The following is a 16,932-nucleotide window of genomic DNA, read 5'->3' on the forward strand; positions in this document are numbered from 1 at the left end:
GCTGACCTGCGACTCAACCCGCGCGACGATGTTGCCGGGGGCGAGATCTTTTCTCGACGTACATCCTTTCGTCAGCGGATTTCAACACTTCGTCCGCCGTCATTCCACAATGCGCCCAGCCGATGCCGAAGCTCGCCCCGACCCGGACGGCCCGGCCCTCGGCCCGGATCGGCTGGATGATCTCGTTGCGCAGGCGTACCGCGAGGTCCTGGGCGTCGGCCTGGCCGAGCCCGTCGGCGAGGATCACGAACTCGTCGCCGCCGAGCCGGGCCACGGTGTCGCCGTCGCGCACGCCGTTGCTCAGCCGCCGGGCCACCTCGATGAGGACGTCGTCGCCCGCGTTGTGCCCGAACCGGTCGTTGATCGACTTGAAGCCGTCGAGGTCGCAGAAGAGGACCGCGAGCCCCTTGGCACCGTCGTCGTGGTCGCCCTCGGGGGCGATGACGTGCACGTGGTGGTCGTGGGTGTCGTACGCCGGTATGCCCGGCCCGAAGTCGAAGTCGTGACCGCCGACGGCGTAGGCGGGGTGGCCGTAGGCCGCGTCCAGCGACTCCGGCTCGCCCTCGGGCCCCGCCTGGGGCCGCCGGCACAGCCGGGCGGACAGCCGGGAGCGCAGCTCGGCGGAGTTGGGCAGGCCGGTGAGGGAGTCGTGGGAGGCTCGGTGGGCGAGCTGCAGCTCGCGGCGCTTGCGCTCCTCGATGTCCTCGACGTGGGTGAGCAGGAAGCGGGGGCCGTCGGCGGCGTCGGCGACGACGGAGTTGCGCAGGGACACCCAGACGTACGTGCCGTCGCGGCGGGCGAGGCGGAGCTCGGCCCGGCCGCCCTCGGCGGAGGTGCGCAGCAGGGTGCCTATGTCCTCGGGGTGGACGAGGTCGGAGAAGGAGTAGCGGCGCATCGCGGAGGCGTGGCGGCCCAGCAGCCGGCACAGGGCGTCGTTGGTGCGCAGGAGGCGGCCGTGCTGGTCGCCGCCCATCTCGGCGATGGCCATGCCGGAGGGGGCGTACTCGAAGGCCTGCCGGAAGCTTTCCTCGCTGGCGCGCAGGGCCTGCTGCTCGCGCTCCAGGCGGACCAGGGCACGCTGCATGTTCGCACGTAGACGCGCGTTGCTGATCGCGATGGCGGCCTGGAAGGCGTACATCTGCAGCGCCTCGCGGCCCCAGGCGCCGGGCCGGCGGCCGTTGCGCGGGCGGTCCACGGAGATCACGCCGAGCAGCTCGCCGGAGGAGCCGCCCGGTCCGCCGGGGGTGTACAGGGGCGCGAACAGCCGGTCGGAGGGGTGCCACTCGTCCTCGAAGCGGGGCGGGGGCCCGTCGGTGTACCACGTCGGGATGTCGTCCTCGTCGAGGACCCAGCCCACGGTGTGGGGGATGAAGACCAGTCCGTCCCAGTCCTCGCCCATGGTGAGCCGGCGCTCCCAGGACTCGCGGGAGCCGACGCGGCCGGTGATGAGGGAGTCGGCGGCGGAGTCCCCGGACAGGGCGGCGACGACGAGGTCGCCGTCGGGACGTACGAGGTTGACGCAGGCCAGCTCGTAGCCGAGGCCGTTCACGACGCCGTCGGCGACGGTCTGCAGTGTGTCCGCCAGGCTCCGCGCGGTGTTCATGTCCGCCATGACCCGGTGCAGTTGCCGCAGGGACGCAAGACGGACGTACGGCTCCGACTCGGTCTCCATGCTCGCCCTCCCCCCGCGACCTCGCAGTGAACCAAGGGTGCTCTTCGTCGTATCGTCTGGTGCGGTCTTCCGTGCAGTCTCAGCCACTGAATCACAGCGCGAAGCCCACTCGGTACACAGGGTCAACAATTCATGGCCCCTGTGACTCAAGTCACAGGCAAACGTGAACAAATGAGTGGAGTTTCTGCATTTTCCCTGTGCGTTTCCTGAACGCAGGGTTTGTTCATGTGCAGACATGATGCACGAGAGATCCACCGGACCACGCGGGAACCAGCCCTTCCGCCCTTCCGCCCTCCCGCCGTTCCGCCCCCTGGTCCTCCGGCCCTAGGTCCGGGCTCGGGCGAAGGCCCGATGCGCGGGCCGCGCGGCGGTGGCTAGCGTTCCGTGTGTGCCGAACACATCCCCCGCGCCGCCCGCCCCCTCCCCCACTCCCACCCCCACCGTTGCCGCCAGGCATGCTGAGGAGGTGACCAACGACGAGTTCCGTGCCGCGATGTCCCGGCTGGCCGCGGGTGTGGTCCTGGTGACCGCGCAGGAGCCGCCGCTCGACCCGGACGACCCGCACGCGCCGGACGGCGAGGACGCGGGCATGACGGCGACGGCGTTCATGTCGGTGTCCCTGGACCCGCCGCTGGCCCTGGTCAGCCTGCGCGAGGGCTCCCGCATGGACGACCTGCTCGCCGAGCAGCCGCTGTGGGCGGTGTCGGTCCTCGCCGAGAACCAGCGGCACGTCGCCGGCCGCTTCGCCATGAAGGGCCGGGTCAGCGACCGGCTGCTGTTCAAGGACCTCTCCTGGACGCGCGGCGAGTCCTCCGGCGCGCCGCTGCTGACCGGCGCCCTGGCCACCTTCGAGCTGCGCACCGAGCAGCGGGTGACGGCGGGCGACCACACCCTGGTCGTCGGCCGTGTCCTGACGGCCCACGTCCCGGGCGCGGAGGGCGGTCCGCTGCTGTACTACCGCGGCCGCTACCGCCAACTGGGCTGACGGCGTCGCCTCCGGCCCCTGTCACATCCAGTCTCTCCCCGACCGCCCCCGCTTGGTCTCCGAGCGCTGCTTCTTCTCCCGCAGCCGGCGCTCGTTGATGCCGCGGGGGATCCGGGTGGGCTTGCGCGGCCTGGGCGGCGGCGCGGTGGCCTCGGCGAGGAGCGCGGCGAGGCGTACGGCGGCGGCCTCGCGGTTGCGCCACTGGGAGCGGTGCTCGGAGGAGCGGACGCTGATCACGCCGTCGACGAGGCGGCCCGCGAGCCGCTCCAGGGCGCGCTGCTTCCACACCTCGGGCAGGGCCTCGGTGTTCGCGAGGTCGAAGCGCAGCTCCACAGCCGAGTCGCTGGTGTTGACGTGCTGTCCGCCGGGCCCCGAGGACCGCGAGAACCGCCAGACCAGCTCGGCCTCGGGAAGCGCGACGGAGCCGCGGATGACATGGGGACCGGACATGCCGTCCATGTTCCCGGACCTGTCCAGGTCACGTCACCGGGTTTTCGCGCACGTTCGAACGGGGCTTGGCAAAAAAGGTAAAGAGATGCGGAACCCCGGGGACCCCCTTGGCGTTCCTACGAGTGGCGGTAGCTTCGTCCGCACACGCAACGAGGGAAGGGACTCCCAACATGGCTGTAAGCCTGTCCAAGGGCGGCAACGTCTCGCTCACCAAGGAAGCTCCGGGCCTGACCGCCGTCACCGTGGGCCTCGGCTGGGACGTCCGCACCACCACCGGCACGGACTTCGACCTGGACGCCTCCGCGATCGCGGTCAACGCCCAGGGCAAGGTCTACTCCGACGCCCACTTCGTCTTCTTCAACAACAAGCAGACCCCGGACAACACCATCGTCCACACCGGTGACAACCGCACCGGCGAGGGCGAGGGCGACGACGAGGCGATCAACGTCAACCTGGCCGGCCTCCCCGCCGACATCGACAAGATCGTCTTCCCGGTCTCCATCTACGACGCCGAGAACCGCGGCCAGAACTTCGGCCAGGTCCGCAACGCCTACATCCGCATCGTCAACCAGGCCGGCGGCACCGAGATCGCCCGCTACGACCTGTCGGAGGACGCGGCCACCGAGACGGCCATGGTCTTCGGCGAGCTGTACCGCAACGGCGCGGAGTGGAAGTTCCGCGCGGTGGGCCAGGGCTACGCCTCGGGCCTGGTCGGCATCGCCCAGGACTTCGGCGTCAACGTCTGACGGGCGCGCCCCCGCTGACACGGCCCCGGCCTTCCGAAAGGCCGGGGCTTCCTCCATCAGGGGTGCGCCGGCTTGCCGTTCCCGTACAGCCAGTCCTCCCAGATCTTGCTGAAGTCCTTGTCCGGGGCCTTCTTCTCCACGTACGCGGTGAAGTCGGCGGTGGACGCGTTGCCGTGGCGGTGGGCGGCGGCCCAGCCCTGGGCGATGTCGTGGAAGGTGTCGTCGCCGACGGTCTGGCGGATCTTGTGCAGGACCATCGCGCCGCGGTCGTAGACGGACGGGTCGAAGATGTGCGCGGCGCTGCTCGGCCTGCCCGGCGGGAAGTCCCAGACGGCCTTGTTGTGGGCTCCGTCCGGGTAGTGGTCGCCGCGGTAGAGCTCGTCGAAGGTCTGCTGTGCGCCGGCGCCGCCGTTGTCCTCCGCCCACAGCCACTCGGCGTACGTCGCGAAGGCCTCGTTGAGCCACACGTCCCGCCAGCTCCTGGGGGAGACGGAGTTCCCGTACCACTGGTGGGCGATTTCGTGGACGAGGGTGTCCAGGTTGGGGGCGCCGGGGTAGACGGGCCGGCTCTGGGTCTCCAAGGCGTAAACGGTGTCCTTGAGGCGGTCGACGATCGCACCGGTGGACGAGAAGGGGTACGGGCCGAAGGTGTCCTCCGCCCACTCCATGACCTCGGGGATCTTCGCGAGCACCGCCCGGCTCGCCTCCGCCTGGGTCGGATCCACGGCGACGTACACCGGCAGGCCGCTCTTCGTGGTGGAGCGTGTGATCTCGAAGCGTCCGATGGCGACGGTGGCCAGGTAGCTCGCCATCGGCTCGGCGGTGTGCCAGTGGAACGTCGTGCGTCCCCCGCGGGTCGTCTCGCTCCTCAACTCGCCGTTGGAGACGGCCCGCAGTCCCTGGGGCACGGTGACCGAGAGGTCGTAGGCAGCCTTGTCGGACGGGTGGTTGTTCCCCGGGAACCACGCCATCGAGCCGACCGGCTGCCCGAGGGCGAGGGCGCCGTCGGCGGTGGGCAGCCAGCCCTCCTTCGACCCGTCGGGGTCGACGACGGTCTGCGGCTGCCCGGCGTACCGCACCGTCGTACGGAACGTCTCGCCCTTCACCAGGTCGTCGTGCGGCCGCACGGTGAGTTCCTGCCCGGCCCGGCTGAACCGGGCGGTCTTCCCCTCCACCGTGACGCCGCGCACCTCCAGCCCCTGGAGGTCGAGGTTGAAGGCGGACAGGTCCTTGGTGGCCCGGGCGGTGATGACCGCCGTACCCGTCAGGTGACGGCGGTCCGGGTCGTAGGCGAGGGTCAGGTCGTAGTGGCTGACGTCGTAGCCGCCGTTGCCCGCCCTGGGGAAGTACGGATCGCGCAGGCCGGACCCGCCCGGGGTGCCCCGCACGCCTCCGTCACATCCGGTCAGCGCGAGCAGGGACAGGGCGCAGCCGACCGCGGCGGCCCGGGCAATTGGTGCGAATCGATACACGTGCGCGATCCTATGCCGCGCCCATGACACCATCGCCTACGTGCTCGACATCGGCTACGCCCTCTCCAACCGCTTCCCCGACCCCCCACAGACGGACTACCGCCGCGTGGACGTGCACGCCCTGCGGCACGACCTGTTCTGCGGTGACGTCTACCTGGCCGACACCGAGGCGGACCGCGAGCTGGCCACGGCCTGGGGCTGGGTGCCGGTGCTGGACTTCGCCTGGGCCCTGTGCGACATCGTCGAGCGGCTGGACCAGGACCCGGCCGGCTCCCGCGCCTCCCGCCCGCAGCGGGCGGAGCTGGACTTCACCGAGTCCACGGACCGCATGTTCTTCGAGCGCCGCTTCGGCTGGGTCGACATCGACTCCGACTGGATGCCCGCCGAGGAGCCCCCGCTGACCTTCTCCCACTCGGAGCTGCGCCGCGAGGCCCGCGACTTCCTGCACGACCTGCTCGCCGACCTGTGCGACCTGCACGAGGACCTGGCGGAGAACCCGGCCGTCTGGACCCTCCAGTCCCGCTACCCCCGCGTCCCCTGAAGCCCTCTCACCCCCTCATCTCCTTCACCCCCTCACCCCTCCACCCTGATCCCCAGCTCCGACGCCAGCGCCGGCGCCAGATCCAGAAGCTGACCGGCGCTGATCACGGCTCCCGCCAGCCGGTCCACCCCGCCCGCGATCTCCAGCGTGACGGCGCTCCGCAGGTCCACGTCCGTGAGCGTCGCCGCGCCGAAGTCGGCGCCCTTCACCTCGCAGTCCACGAACTCCACCCGCTCCAGCCGGGCGCCCCCGAAGTCCGGCTCGACGAGGACGCAGCTCTCGAAGACGACGTCCCGGAGCTTCGCCCTGCGCAGATTCAGGTAGTCGACCTTGCCGCCGCGGATCCGCACCCGCTCCAGGACCGCTCCGTGGAGCTGCACACCACCGAGGCGGGCGTCGAGCACCTCCACATCGCGCAGGGTCGCCTCGGCGAGGTCGGTGCCGACACCCCGTATGCCGGTGAGCACCGAGTCAAGAAGGCGCGCGTGACGCAGTGACGTGTCGTCCAGCGCGCAGCCCCTGAGCGCGCAGTCCATGAAACGCGCGCCCGCCCCGTCCTGCCCCGCGAAGTCCTCCTCCCTGAACTCGAGCCCGTCGTAGTCCCCGTCCGGCGCCAGCCCCCCGCCGCCGTACGCCTCCAGCGCCGGCAACCGCACCTCGGGCCGCCGCGCGCCCTTCACGGCGGTCCCGCCACTCGCTCTCCTCGCCATGCCCCCATGCTGCACCCCGCCACTGACATTCCCCCTGTCCGGCCCGGCCGGGGCGGCCGGGGTCGTCACAGCGTCTGAGGGCGGTCAGTGTCGCCTTCGGATTCCATGGTCCCCCGTCCCCCGGCCGGCGGGCGGCAGCCGAGGCCGATCAGTGCGGAGGTGAAGTGCCCGAGGTCGGTGAAGGTGCGGCCGGCGGCCGGCGGGACGCCGTGGAGGACCAGCAGGACGGCCAGGTACGGGTGACGCCAGGGCGGCACGATCCGGTACGTCAACACCCCCCATCACCCCGGCCAGGGCGTAACTCACCCCGACGTCGGGGGTGTTGACGGCCGACTGCGACGCCATGTGCCGCTGGACCGTCCACAGCAGCACGCCCTCGCTGATCAGCGCGGCCGGCACGTGCGCGGACACGCACACCGCCAGCCGGCGCAGGGTGCCCAGCCGGCGCTCGGCCCGCGCGTGGGAGACCGTGCAGAGGACCGCGTACGGCAGCCAGTGCCGCTGTCGATCCACAGGGCAGGCGCCGCGGACGTACGCCGCCACCGCCCGCGGCCCACGCCGCATCCGCGGGCCCGCGTTCACCCGCGCCAGTACGGTCGGCAGACCGAGCGGGGCGCCCGGTGAGCCGACCGCCGTGACACGCCATCGGATGGCCCATCATGCCTTGCGGTCGACCTTCGGGTCATAGCGTACAGAATATGACGAAACGCCATATCGCTCTGCTCCTGAGCGCCGCCGCGCTGGCCGCCTCGGGTGTCGCCGCCGCCCCGCCGATCTCGGTGCCCAGGACGTACCTGGTGTTCCCGGGGCAGTCGATCCAGAAGGCGGTGGACTCCGCGAAGCCGGGCGACACCGTGCTGGTGACGCCCGGCGTCCACCGCGAGAGCGTCAAGGTGACCACGCCCGGTCTGACCCTGCGCGGCATGGGCCGCAGCACCGTCCTGAAGCCGGCCGCCAAGGCCGCCGGCGACTGCGGCGAACGCGGCAACGGCATCTGCGTGATGGGGACCAAGGACCAGCGCCTGGAGGGTGTCACCGTCTCCGACCTGACCGTGGCCGGCTTCTCCCGCGCCGGAGTGATGTCGATCGACACCGACCGGCTGACCGTGCGGAACGTGACCGCCGAGAAGAACGGCCTGTGGGGCCTCGCCGAGGAGCACTCCGTGCGCAGCGAGTACCGGCAGAACACCGCCCGCGGCAACGGCGACGCGGGCCTCTTCCTCGCCAACACGATCACCGCCGAGCAGGGCGCCACCGACACCGACGGAACCCGGATCGCCCACAACCGCCTCGAGAACAACCGGATCGGCGTCACCGTCCGCCGGCTGCGGGACCTCACCGTCGCCGGCAACGAGATCACCGGCAACTGCGCGGGCGTGTTCGTCGTCGGCGACGAGAACAAGCCGAGGGCCGGCGACCTGACCGTGCGCGACAACTGGGTCGTGGAGAACAACAAGTACTGCGCCGCGACCGCCCGGCTGCCCCACCTGCAGGGCTCGGGCATCGTCCTGACCGGCGCCGAGGAGACCACCGTGACCCGCAACACGGTCACCGGCAACTCGGGCAAGTCCCCGCTGTCGGGCGGCATCGTGCTCTTCAAGAGCATGGTCGGCGCCTCCAGCGAGAACAACCGGATCAGCGACAACGCGCTGCACGGCAACTCCCCCGCCGACCTGGTCAACCAGGAGAGCGCCACGCACAACAACGCCTTCCGGAACAACTCCTGCCGGGCCTCCAAGCCCGCGGGGATGTGCTGAGGCCGTAACCGCACCTGTCACCACACCCGGCCCCCAGGGGGACCGCCAGGAGGAAGGCGGCACATGACGACCGCACAGATCGCTCACACTGCCGAGACCGCCGAGACCGCACAAGTCGCTCAGACCGCTCAGACCGCCCCACCGCCGTCCATGCGGCTCAGGGAACTCGCGTTCGGGGCGGCATGTGCCGCCGCCCTCCGCGCGGCCGCCCGGCTGGGTGTGGCCGACGCGCTCGGCGACACCCCCGCGGCCGTGGAGGACCTCGCGGCCGCGGTGAAGACCGAGCCCACCCCGCTGCGCCGGCTGCTGCGGGCCCTGACCTGCTACGGCGTCTTCACCGAACAGCCCGACGGCACCTTCGCGCACACCGACATGTCCCGGCTGCTGCGCGAGGACGACCCGGGCAGCCTGCGCTACATCACCCTGTGGTGCACCGAGCCATGGACCTGGGACGCCTGGCCCAAACTGGACGAGGCGGTGCGCACCGGCCGCAACGTCATCCAGGACCTGTACGGCAAGGAGTTCTTCGTCCACCTCAACGAGGACGCCCCCGAGTCGGCGGACGTCTTCAACCGGGCCATGACGACCTCCAGCAAGCAGTCCGCCCGGGACGTCGCCGAACTCCTCGACCTGTCCGGCGCCTCCTCCATCGCCGACATCGGCGGCGGCCAGGGCCACGTGGTGGCCGGCCTGCTGGAGAAGTACCCGGCCCTGCACGGCACCCTGCTGGACCTGCCGCGCGTGGTGGCGGGTGCCGACCCCCGGCTGCTCGAGGGCGGCTCGCTCGCACACCGGGTACGGATCGTGCCCGGCGACTGCCGCGAGGCCATCCCCGTCAAGGCCGACGTCTACATCATCAAGAACATCCTGGAGTGGGACGACGACTCCACCGCCCGCTGCCTGCGCAACGTCATCGACGCCGGCGGGCCCGGGGCACGCGTCGTCGTCATCGAGAACCTCGTCGACGACACCCCGTCCATGCGGTTCAGCACCGCCATGGACCTGCTGCTCCTGCTGAACGTCGGCGGAGCCAAGCACACCACCGACAGCATGGTCGGGCGCCTGAAGGCCGCCGGCCTGACCATCGACGACATCAGCCCCGTCAACCCCTACCTGCACGCCTTCGACTGCACGGTGCCCGCCTGACCGGAAGCCGAGAAGAACCCCTCCCCCGCACACGCCGGTCGCCGGGCCCGCTGCACCACGGGCCCGGCGGCCGACGGCCGTCCGGGAGGGAGCCGGACGGCGGCGGACGGACGGCTCAGTCGCGCTCCCACAGGTAGAAGCGACGTGCCATCGCGTCCTTCGGCGAACGCCAGGTCTCGGGGTCGTACGCGCTGACGTACGCCGACAGCCGGTCGCTGATCCCCCGGAACTCGGGGTGGTCCGCCACCTTGGCGACGGCCGGCCCCGGGTCCCGGTCCGCCTCGATCAGATGCAGGTACACATCGCCGAACTCGAAGAGGCTGCGCCGGGTGACGCCGGCCAGGTGCGGCAGCTCCCCCCGGTCGGACTCCTCGAAGATCTTCGCGATGTCGGGGGCCGAACCCGGAGCCATCCGGGCGACGATCAGGGCCTGGTGCGTATTCCGCACATTCCGCACGTTCCTTCCTCCGTCCGGCTCAGTCGGAGCTCAGGGCCGGCTCGGCCCGTCGTCCGGCCGCGGCCTTCTCGATCTTGTCGCGGATCAGGGCCATCTGGATCTTCGAGTTCTTGTTGATGTTGTCGGTCATCCAGGCGTCGTCGACCGGGGCTTCCGGCTTCATCGCGAAGTCCTGCGTCCAGATCATCCGTGTGCCGCCGGGCACCTCCTCGTAGCGCCAGTGGATGTTCATGTGGTCGAAGGGCCCGGTCTCCACCCGGCGGGCCCTGACGGTGAGCGTGGTCCGGTCGGGCTCGCGCTCGGAGACCCAGCTCCAGACCGTGCCGTTCTCGTCGGGGTGCATCGTCAGCCGGAAGGTGCACTTGTTCCCCTCCCGCGACAGGATCTCCGCGGAGGCGTACTCGCTGAACAGCCGCGGCCAGCTCTCCACGTCGTTGGTCATCTCCCAGACCAGGTCCACCGGCGCGGCGATGGTGATCTCGTTCTCCGTGTGGCCGGCCATCTCACGCTCCTGCCAGAAGGGTGTTGTTGACGAGGTCGAGGAACTTGCGGGGCGTCTTGCAGTGCTCCGCGTCGGGCGGCATCGGCATGCCGTGCCGGTTCTCCAGCTCGCCCACGATGCCGAGCAGGCCGAGCGAGTCGATGCCGAGCTCCTCGAAGGCGATGTCGGGCCGCTCCGCCAGCTCCTGCGGGCTGACGGCGATACCGGCCGTCCTCTTCATGAGTTCGGACAGTTCTTCCACGGTGATTCGGTCACTCATGCGGTTCCTCTCCTTGTTGCTCCCGGCTGGTTGCTCCGGCGCCCGGTCAGGGGGCGCCGACGGCTCCGTGCCGCAGAACCAGCGCCGAGTTCGAGCCCATGAGCCCCCGGCTGAGGACCAGCGCCGTACCCACCTGCGCGGCACGGGCACATCCGGTCACCAGATCGAGGTCATGGCAGATGTCGAAGACGTTCGGGGTGGGCGGGATCAGCCCGTGTTCCATCGCCAGGACCGCCGCCACCGCATCCAGCACCGGCGCCGCGCAGTACGCCCGGCCCGTACCGGTCTTCGGCGCCGTCACCGGCACCCGCCGCCCGTGCCCGCCCAGCGCGTCCGCGATGGCCAGCGCCTCCGCCCGGTCCGCCTCGGGCACACCGAGCGCGTCGGCGAAGACGACGTCGACCTCCTCCGGGGCGCACCCGGCCTCGGCCAGCGCCCCGCGGATCGCCTCCGCCAGCCCCTCCCGGGACAGCTCCCAGCGGGAAGCGCCGGTGAAGGTCGCCGCGTGCCCGGCCAGAGTGGCCCGTACCGGCACCCCCCGTTCCCGGGCCGCGCCCGCCTCCTCCACGGTGAGCATCGCACCGCCCTCGGCCGGCACGAACCCGCACGCCCCTTCCGTGAACGGCCGGTACGCCCGCGCCGGGTCGTCCACCGGGCTCAGCTCCCGGTAGCCGAGCTGACAGACCATCGAGTACGGGGCCAGCGGCGCCTCCGTCGCACCCGCCACGATCACGTCCGTACCGCGCTCCACGGCCCGCGCCGCGTGCGCCAGCGCGTCCAGACCGCCGGCCTCGTCGGCGGCGACCACCGAGCACGGCCCCTTGAAGCCGCGGCGGATCGAGATCTGTCCGGTGCTGGCCGCGTAGAACCAGGCGATCGACTGCCAGGGGCCGACGTAGCGGCTGCCCTTGCTCCACAGCTTCTGCAGTTCCCCCTGGCCGAACTCGCCCCCGCCGGACCCGGCCGCGGTGACCACACCCGCCGAGAACGGCGCCCCCTCGGTGTCCGCCCGGCCCAGCCGGGCGTCCTCGAGAGCGGCGTCGGCCGCGGCCATCGCGAAGTGCGTGTACCGGTCCGTCTGGACGAGATAACGCTCCTCGACCGCCGCCGACGGATCGAAGGACCGGACCTCGCCGGCCACCTTCAGCGGCAGATGCCCGCAGCCCTCACGGGTGATGCGGTCCAGGACGCTCAGACCCTCCTCGGTGGACTTCCAGAAGCTCTCGGTGCTCGTTCCGTTGGGCGCGACCACACCGATACCGGTGACGGCGGCCCGCCGCTTGGGGGGTTCGCTCATCGTGTCCTCTCCCTCTGCCGGGTCAGGATCACCGCCGACTGGAAACCGCCGAACCCGCTGCCCACGGAGAGCACGCTGTTCAGCTTCCGTTCGCGGGCGGCCCGCGGGACGTAGTCCAGATCGCACTCGGGGTCCGGGGTCTCGTAGTTGGCGGTCGGCGGAACGACCTGGTGGGCCAGCGCCAGCACACAGGCCACCACCTCGATCGCCCCGATCGCCCCCAGCGAGTGACCCACCATCGACTTGATGGAGCTCATCGGCGTGTCGTAGGCGTGGTGGCCCAGCGCCCGCTTCACCGCGGCCGTCTCGTGCCGGTCGTTCTGCCGGGTGCCGGAACCGTGCGCGTTCACGTAGTCGATCGCCGAGCCGTCCAGCCGGGCGTGGTCCAGCGCGGTCTCTATCGCCTGCGCCATCTCCAGGCCCTCACTGGTCAGGCCGGTCATGTGGTAGGCGTTGCCGAACGTGGCGTAGCCGGTCAGCTCGCAGTACACGTGCGCGCCACGGGCCCGCGCGTGCTCCAGCTCCTCCAGGACCAGCACCGCACTCCCCTCACCCATGACGAACCCGTCACGGTCGTTGTCGAAGGGGCGGGAGGCGTGCGCGGGATCGTCGTTGTTCGGCGACGTGGCCCTGATCGCGTCGAAGCACGCCATCGTGATCGGCGATATCGGCGAGTCCGACGCCCCGGCTATGCAGACGTCCGCCCGGCCCTCCTCCACGGTGTGCAGGGCGTACCCGACCGCGTCCAGCCCGGACGTGCAGCCCGTCGACACCGTCTGCACCGGACCGCGCGCCCCGAACCGCTCCGCCACCGTCGACGCCAGCGTGCTCGGTGTGAACGCCCGCTCCAGATGCGGCTGGGCCCGGTGGTGGTCCACGTCCCAGCGCTCACCGCGGTGGCTGACCAGGACGTAGTCGTTCTCCAGGCGGGTCGTGCCGCCCACCGCCGTGCCCAGGGAGACCGCGACCCGCCACGGGTTCTCCCCGGCCAGGTCGATTCCCGAGTCCCGCACCGCCTCCTCGCCGGCCACCAGCGCGAACTGGATGTACCGGTCGCAGCGCGCCACCTGCTCCTCGTCCAGCCCCGCGGCCACCGGGTCGAAATCGCACTCGGCGGCTATCCGGGACCGCAGACCTGTCGGGTCGAAGAACGTGATGCCCCGCGTCGCCGTACGCCCGTCGGCCAACAGGTCCCAGAACGCGGGGGCACCGATCCCGCCCGGCGCCACCACTCCTATACCGGTGACCGCCACCCGCCGGGTCATGACCGCGCCTCCGCCGCCCCGGCCCCCTCCGCGGCGGTCGCCACCGGCACCGTCTCGGTGCCCTCCGTGTCGACGTGGCCGAGCTGCGGGCGCGGCGCCAGCGGCCCCAGGTGGAAGACGATCCGCGCCTCCACCTTGCCCACGTTGCGGAACCGGTGCCGCATGTACGCGGGAATCATCAGCCCCTGCTCCGGCCGCAGCGGCTGCGGGTCGCCGTCCAGGTCCACCTCCAGCTCGCCGCAGACGACGTACACGAACTCCTCGGAGTACGGGTGGTAGTGCTCGGCGATGCGGTCACCGGGCTGCACGATGGCCACGCCCATGAAACCGCTGGTCGAACCGACCGTGGCCGGGGTGAGCATGGCGCGCAGATCGCCTCCACGCCTGGTGTTGGGCTCGACCTCACTGAGATCCACGATTCTGGGTCGGGGTTTGATCACGTCGTTCCTCCGGTGGTGTGCTACGTCGACTTGGGGATGCGTCAGGCGTCAGGCGTCAGGTGTCCGGTGTCAGGCGTCCGGCATCGGGCGTCGGGCGTCAGGCGTCAGGCGCGGACCGGCGGTCGGTGATGAGCTCCATACGGGCCAGGGAGAGCAGCCGCGCCAGGTCGCCGTCCTTCCCGGCGGCGCCCTCGTCGAGTTCGAGCAGCGTGGTCAGCTCCGACATCTGCGCGGCATCCGACAGCCCCAGCGCCACGGCCGGGCCGGCGGCCTCCAGACCACCCCGGACGTCGATCAGCCGTACGACCACGTCGTCCCGCTCGAACACCGTGCTGCGCAGCACCGGGTTGTGCGGATCGTCCGCGGCCCGCTCGTCCTGCCGGGCCAGCAGCTCGGCCAGCTTCATGCCCATGCCCGGTCGCGCCGGGTAGAACAGCGCGTGCCGCTCCGCCTCCTCGCCCTCCTGACCGACCGTCACGTGGTGCACGGCGGGCAGCGCCGCCCGTGTGAAGAACACCCGCGCGGACTCCTGGTCGTTCAGGTCCCGGTCCTGCTCCAGATACGGGTTGATGGCCTCCTCCACCGCCCGGATCCCCGGCTGCCGGGCCACATGCCTGAGCGCCGCCAGCAGATCCCCGCGCACCTCGATCGCCCGCACCACCCGGTTGCCGTGCATGAACAGCGAGGTCCGGCACAACCGGGTCGTGTCGTCGACCCGCGCCTCGGGCGACTCGTAGTTCGTCAGCAGCTCGGCGACCTTCCGCTCGCTGCCCGGCTTCACCGTGAAGGTGAGCGCGTGCCGGATCACACCGTCACCGATCCGCGGCTCGGCCTGCAGCCGCCGCCCGGCCGCCGCCTTCTCGCCTCCGGTCTCCCGCACGATGTGGAACCGCAGCGACCGGGTGTCCCGGATACAGCTGTGCATCGGCTCCACCATCCGCACGTGCTCCTCGCTGTTCACCCAGGCGAGGAACGGCGGGGCGCTCTCCCACTCGCTCGTGATCAGCCACTGGGACGGATTCTCGATCGACTGGCACAGCTGGTCGCTGACATGCCCGGGAACAGCGGCGACCTGCTTGCCCATCTGCTCGTACGCCTCCAGGAACTGCTGCTGGGCGCCGTCGCAGACGTCCACCAGCAGCACCACCCGGAGCCGGGAGCCGTCGAAGACGGACTGCGAGACAGTTTTCGAGGCCTGCTGCCTGGTCGGTTCTGAAACTCGCTCAGAAATGGCGGTCATCTGCGTACGTCTCCTTGGCGGGGCTGGGAGGGCTTCTCGGGGCTCGGGGGCTTCTCGGGACCGGGGGATTCTCAGGACTGGGGACAGGGGGAACGCCGGCCGCGGATGACGCGACGTCAGCGTGATCTCGATCCTGGGCCGGTACCGAACGGTCCGCGACTCGTGTGCACCACCCGGGTGATCACAGGGGTGATTGCGCCCCCCGACGCACGCGGACCCGCCCTCCACCGGGCATGGAAACTCCGACGCGCCCCGCAGACCGCACCCCCACACCCGCACCCCCGCTCCTGGAGGCATCGATGCACCAAGAAGCCGACCACCAGGTACCCGTCCTCATCGTCGGCGGCTCCCTGGTGGGTCTGTCCACCTCGCTCTTCCTCGGCCGCCTCGGCGTACCGCACCTGCTGGTCGAGCGGCACTCCGGCACCTCCATCCACCCACGCGGACGAGGCAACAACGTGCGCACCATGGAGCTGTTCCGGGTCGCCGGCATCGAACCCGACATCAAGACGGCCGCATCCCTGCTCGCGGACAACCACGGCATCCTGCAGACCCCGACGCTGGTCGGCGACGCCGGCGAATGGCTCTTCAAACACATCGACCCGGGCGGCGGCCTGGCCCGGTTCAGCCCCACCGCCTGGTGCCTGTGCAGCCAGAACGACCTCGAACCCGTCCTGCTCGACGGCGCCCGCCGGCTCGGCGGCGACCTGCGCTACTCCCACGAGATGGAAACCTTCGAACAGGACGACGAAGGGGTCACAGCGGTCGTACGGGACCGGGCCACCGACGAGCGGTACACCGTCCGCGCGGCCTACCTCGTCGCCGCCGACGGCCCCCGCAGCCCAGTCCGCAACCGTCTCGGCATCGGCCAGAGCGGTCCCGGCGACCTCTTCGCCAACGTCAGTGTCACCTTCCGCTCCAAACTCCTCACCGAGGTCGTCGGCGACCGCCGCTTCATCTGCTGCTACCTCACCGACCCGGGCGCCGACGGCGCCCTCCTCCCCGTCGACAACAAGGAACACTGGGTGTTCCACGCCCCCTGGCACCCCGAGCGCGGCGAAACCCTCGACGAATTCACCGAGGACCGCCTCGAACGGCACATCCGCCGTGCCGTCGGCAACCCCGGCCTCGACGTCGAAATCACCGGAAAGGCGTCCTGGCGAGCCGCCGAACGAGTGGCCGACCGCTACACGACCGGACGTGTGTTCCTCGCCGGGGACTCGGCCCACGAGATGTCCCCCACCGGCGCCTTCGGCTCCAACACCGGCATCCAGGACGCCCACAACCTCGCCTGGAAACTGGCCGCCGTCCTGCAGGGCTGGGCCGGCCCCGCCCTGCTCGACACCTACGACACCGAACGCCGCCCGGTCGCCACGGCCACCAGCGCCCGCGCCTCCGCCCGCTCCGTCGAACACAGCCACCCCGGCTTCGCCCCCGCCCCCGGCATCGGCGGCGCCAAACGCGGCGGCATCCTCAACGTCGTCCTCGGCTACCGCTACCTCCACGGCGCCGTACTGGGCACCGACCCGGACCAGGAGGTCGTCCCCGACGCCCTGCGCCTGACGGGCGACCCGGGCACCCGGGCCCCCCACCTGTGGGTGCAGCGCGAGGGCGAACGCATCTCGACCCTCGACCTGTACGAACGCTCCCTGGTCCTGCTGAGCGACACCCGGTCGACGACGGACTGGCACACGGCGGCTCAGCGCATCGCGGAGAGCGACGGCGTACGCCTGGACTCGTACCGCGTCGGCACCGAGCTGACGTACACCCCGCAGAACAGCGAGGCCGACACGCCCCCCGACTGGGCCCTCACCCACGGCACGACACCCGACGGCGCGGTCCTGGTCCGCCCGGACGGCTTCGTGGCCTGGCGGGCGGCGGGCGCCGTACCGGACGCCGAGGCAACCTTGCGTCAGGTCGTACGGACGGTGCTCAGGACACCCTGACCGCTCCTGGAGGCACGAGGCCACCCGCACCACGCGGTGCGGGTGGT

18 protein-coding genes and 1 pseudogene are annotated in these 16,932 nt (G+C 71.2%); 6 read left to right on the plus strand and 13 right to left on the minus strand.

Annotated elements, in window-relative coordinates:
- Nucleotides 1-13: 13 nt before the first annotated feature.
- Nucleotides 14-1,672 (minus strand): diguanylate cyclase CdgB, encoded by a 1,659-nt coding sequence (gene cdgB / locus DEP02_RS05655; RefSeq protein ID WP_112466225.1) that lies wholly within the window; start codon nucleotides 1,670-1,672, stop codon nucleotides 14-16.
- Nucleotides 1,673-2,060: 388 nt separating this feature from the next.
- Here cdgB and DEP02_RS05660 point away from each other — a divergent pair, with 388 nt between their 5' ends.
- Complete coding sequence (locus tag DEP02_RS05660; RefSeq protein WP_438947730.1) at nucleotides 2,061-2,657, plus strand: flavin reductase family protein; 597 nt, start codon at nucleotides 2,061-2,063, stop codon at nucleotides 2,655-2,657.
- A 21-nt stretch (nucleotides 2,658-2,678) separates the two neighbouring features.
- Here DEP02_RS05660 and arfB read toward each other — a convergent pair whose 3' ends face one another.
- Nucleotides 2,679-3,116 carry an alternative ribosome rescue aminoacyl-tRNA hydrolase ArfB gene (arfB, locus tag DEP02_RS05665; protein WP_112466227.1) on the minus strand — a complete coding sequence of 146 codons (438 nt, stop codon included), beginning with the start codon at nucleotides 3,114-3,116 and terminating at the stop codon, nucleotides 2,679-2,681.
- Between the two features lie 161 nt (nucleotides 3,117-3,277).
- On the opposite strand from arfB, the gene DEP02_RS05670 reads away from it, so the two are divergent.
- Nucleotides 3,278-3,853: a TerD family protein gene (locus DEP02_RS05670; protein WP_112466228.1), complete on the plus strand. Its 576-nt coding sequence runs from the start codon at nucleotides 3,278-3,280 to the stop codon at nucleotides 3,851-3,853.
- Between the two features lie 56 nt (nucleotides 3,854-3,909).
- Here the strand turns inward: DEP02_RS05670 and DEP02_RS05675 are convergent, their stop codons facing one another.
- Nucleotides 3,910-5,358 (minus strand): M1 family metallopeptidase, encoded by a 1,449-nt coding sequence (locus DEP02_RS05675; RefSeq protein ID WP_112466229.1) that lies wholly within the window; start codon nucleotides 5,356-5,358, stop codon nucleotides 3,910-3,912.
- Nucleotides 5,359-5,365: 7 nt separating this feature from the next.
- Here DEP02_RS05675 and DEP02_RS05680 point away from each other — a divergent pair, with 7 nt between their 5' ends.
- Nucleotides 5,366-5,866, plus strand: coding sequence for a hypothetical protein (locus DEP02_RS05680; protein ID WP_112466230.1), 501 nt, complete (start codon nucleotides 5,366-5,368; stop codon nucleotides 5,864-5,866).
- A 32-nt stretch (nucleotides 5,867-5,898) separates the two neighbouring features.
- Here DEP02_RS05680 and DEP02_RS05685 read toward each other — a convergent pair whose 3' ends face one another.
- From DEP02_RS05685 to DEP02_RS35430, 3 genes and pseudogenes are all read right to left on the minus strand, one after another.
- The gene (locus tag DEP02_RS05685; protein WP_112466292.1) at nucleotides 5,899-6,576 is read right to left on the minus strand and encodes a pentapeptide repeat-containing protein; all 678 of its coding nucleotides are present in this window, start codon (nucleotides 6,574-6,576) and stop codon (nucleotides 5,899-5,901) included.
- Between the two features lie 65 nt (nucleotides 6,577-6,641).
- Nucleotides 6,642-6,848, minus strand: a complete 207-nt coding sequence (locus tag DEP02_RS35425; RefSeq protein ID WP_198668297.1) for a rhomboid-like protein — start codon at nucleotides 6,846-6,848, stop codon at nucleotides 6,642-6,644.
- A gap of 64 nt (nucleotides 6,849-6,912) precedes the next feature.
- Nucleotides 6,913-7,140: pseudogene (locus DEP02_RS35430) on the minus strand (rhomboid-like protein); the annotation flags it as partial.
- 134 nt (nucleotides 7,141-7,274) lie between these two features.
- Here DEP02_RS35430 and DEP02_RS05695 point away from each other — a divergent pair.
- Complete coding sequence (locus tag DEP02_RS05695) at nucleotides 7,275-8,333, plus strand: right-handed parallel beta-helix repeat-containing protein (protein WP_112466231.1); 1,059 nt, start codon at nucleotides 7,275-7,277, stop codon at nucleotides 8,331-8,333.
- 63 nt (nucleotides 8,334-8,396) lie between these two features.
- Nucleotides 8,397-9,479 carry a methyltransferase gene (locus DEP02_RS05700; protein WP_112466232.1) on the plus strand — a complete coding sequence of 361 codons (1,083 nt, stop codon included), beginning with the start codon at nucleotides 8,397-8,399 and terminating at the stop codon, nucleotides 9,477-9,479.
- A 115-nt stretch (nucleotides 9,480-9,594) separates the two neighbouring features.
- Here the strand turns inward: DEP02_RS05700 and DEP02_RS05705 are convergent, their stop codons facing one another.
- From DEP02_RS05705 to DEP02_RS05735, 7 genes are all read right to left on the minus strand, one after another.
- Nucleotides 9,595-9,927 carry a TcmI family type II polyketide cyclase gene (locus DEP02_RS05705; protein ID WP_269809343.1) on the minus strand — a complete coding sequence of 111 codons (333 nt, stop codon included), beginning with the start codon at nucleotides 9,925-9,927 and terminating at the stop codon, nucleotides 9,595-9,597.
- 28 nt (nucleotides 9,928-9,955) lie between these two features.
- Nucleotides 9,956-10,438, minus strand: a complete 483-nt coding sequence (locus DEP02_RS05710) for an SRPBCC family protein (protein WP_112466233.1) — start codon at nucleotides 10,436-10,438, stop codon at nucleotides 9,956-9,958.
- Between the two features lies 1 nt (nucleotide 10,439).
- Nucleotides 10,440-10,697: an acyl carrier protein gene (locus tag DEP02_RS05715; RefSeq protein WP_112466234.1), complete on the minus strand. Its 258-nt coding sequence runs from the start codon at nucleotides 10,695-10,697 to the stop codon at nucleotides 10,440-10,442.
- A 46-nt stretch (nucleotides 10,698-10,743) separates the two neighbouring features.
- Entirely contained in the window at nucleotides 10,744-11,994 is a 1,251-nt protein-coding gene (locus DEP02_RS05720) for a beta-ketoacyl synthase N-terminal-like domain-containing protein (RefSeq protein WP_112466235.1), read from the minus strand.
- Nucleotides 11,991-13,259, minus strand: coding sequence for a beta-ketoacyl-[acyl-carrier-protein] synthase family protein (locus DEP02_RS05725; RefSeq protein WP_112466236.1), 1,269 nt, complete (start codon nucleotides 13,257-13,259; stop codon nucleotides 11,991-11,993). The genes DEP02_RS05720 and DEP02_RS05725 overlap by 4 nt, the downstream gene beginning before the upstream one ends.
- Nucleotides 13,256-13,699, minus strand: coding sequence for a cupin domain-containing protein (locus DEP02_RS05730; protein WP_232838971.1), 444 nt, complete (start codon nucleotides 13,697-13,699; stop codon nucleotides 13,256-13,258). The genes DEP02_RS05725 and DEP02_RS05730 overlap by 4 nt, the downstream gene beginning before the upstream one ends.
- A 97-nt stretch (nucleotides 13,700-13,796) precedes the next feature.
- Complete coding sequence (locus tag DEP02_RS05735) at nucleotides 13,797-14,939, minus strand: SchA/CurD-like domain-containing protein (RefSeq protein WP_112466238.1); 1,143 nt, start codon at nucleotides 14,937-14,939, stop codon at nucleotides 13,797-13,799.
- A 299-nt stretch (nucleotides 14,940-15,238) separates the two neighbouring features.
- On the opposite strand from DEP02_RS05735, the gene DEP02_RS05740 reads away from it, so the two are divergent.
- Nucleotides 15,239-16,885, plus strand: a complete 1,647-nt coding sequence (locus tag DEP02_RS05740) for an FAD-dependent oxidoreductase (protein ID WP_112466239.1) — start codon at nucleotides 15,239-15,241, stop codon at nucleotides 16,883-16,885.
- Nucleotides 16,886-16,932: the final 47 nt, after the last annotated feature.

The organism is Streptomyces triticisoli, from assembly GCF_003270085.1.
Lineage (GTDB): Bacteria > Actinomycetota > Actinomycetes > Streptomycetales > Streptomycetaceae > Streptomyces > Streptomyces triticisoli.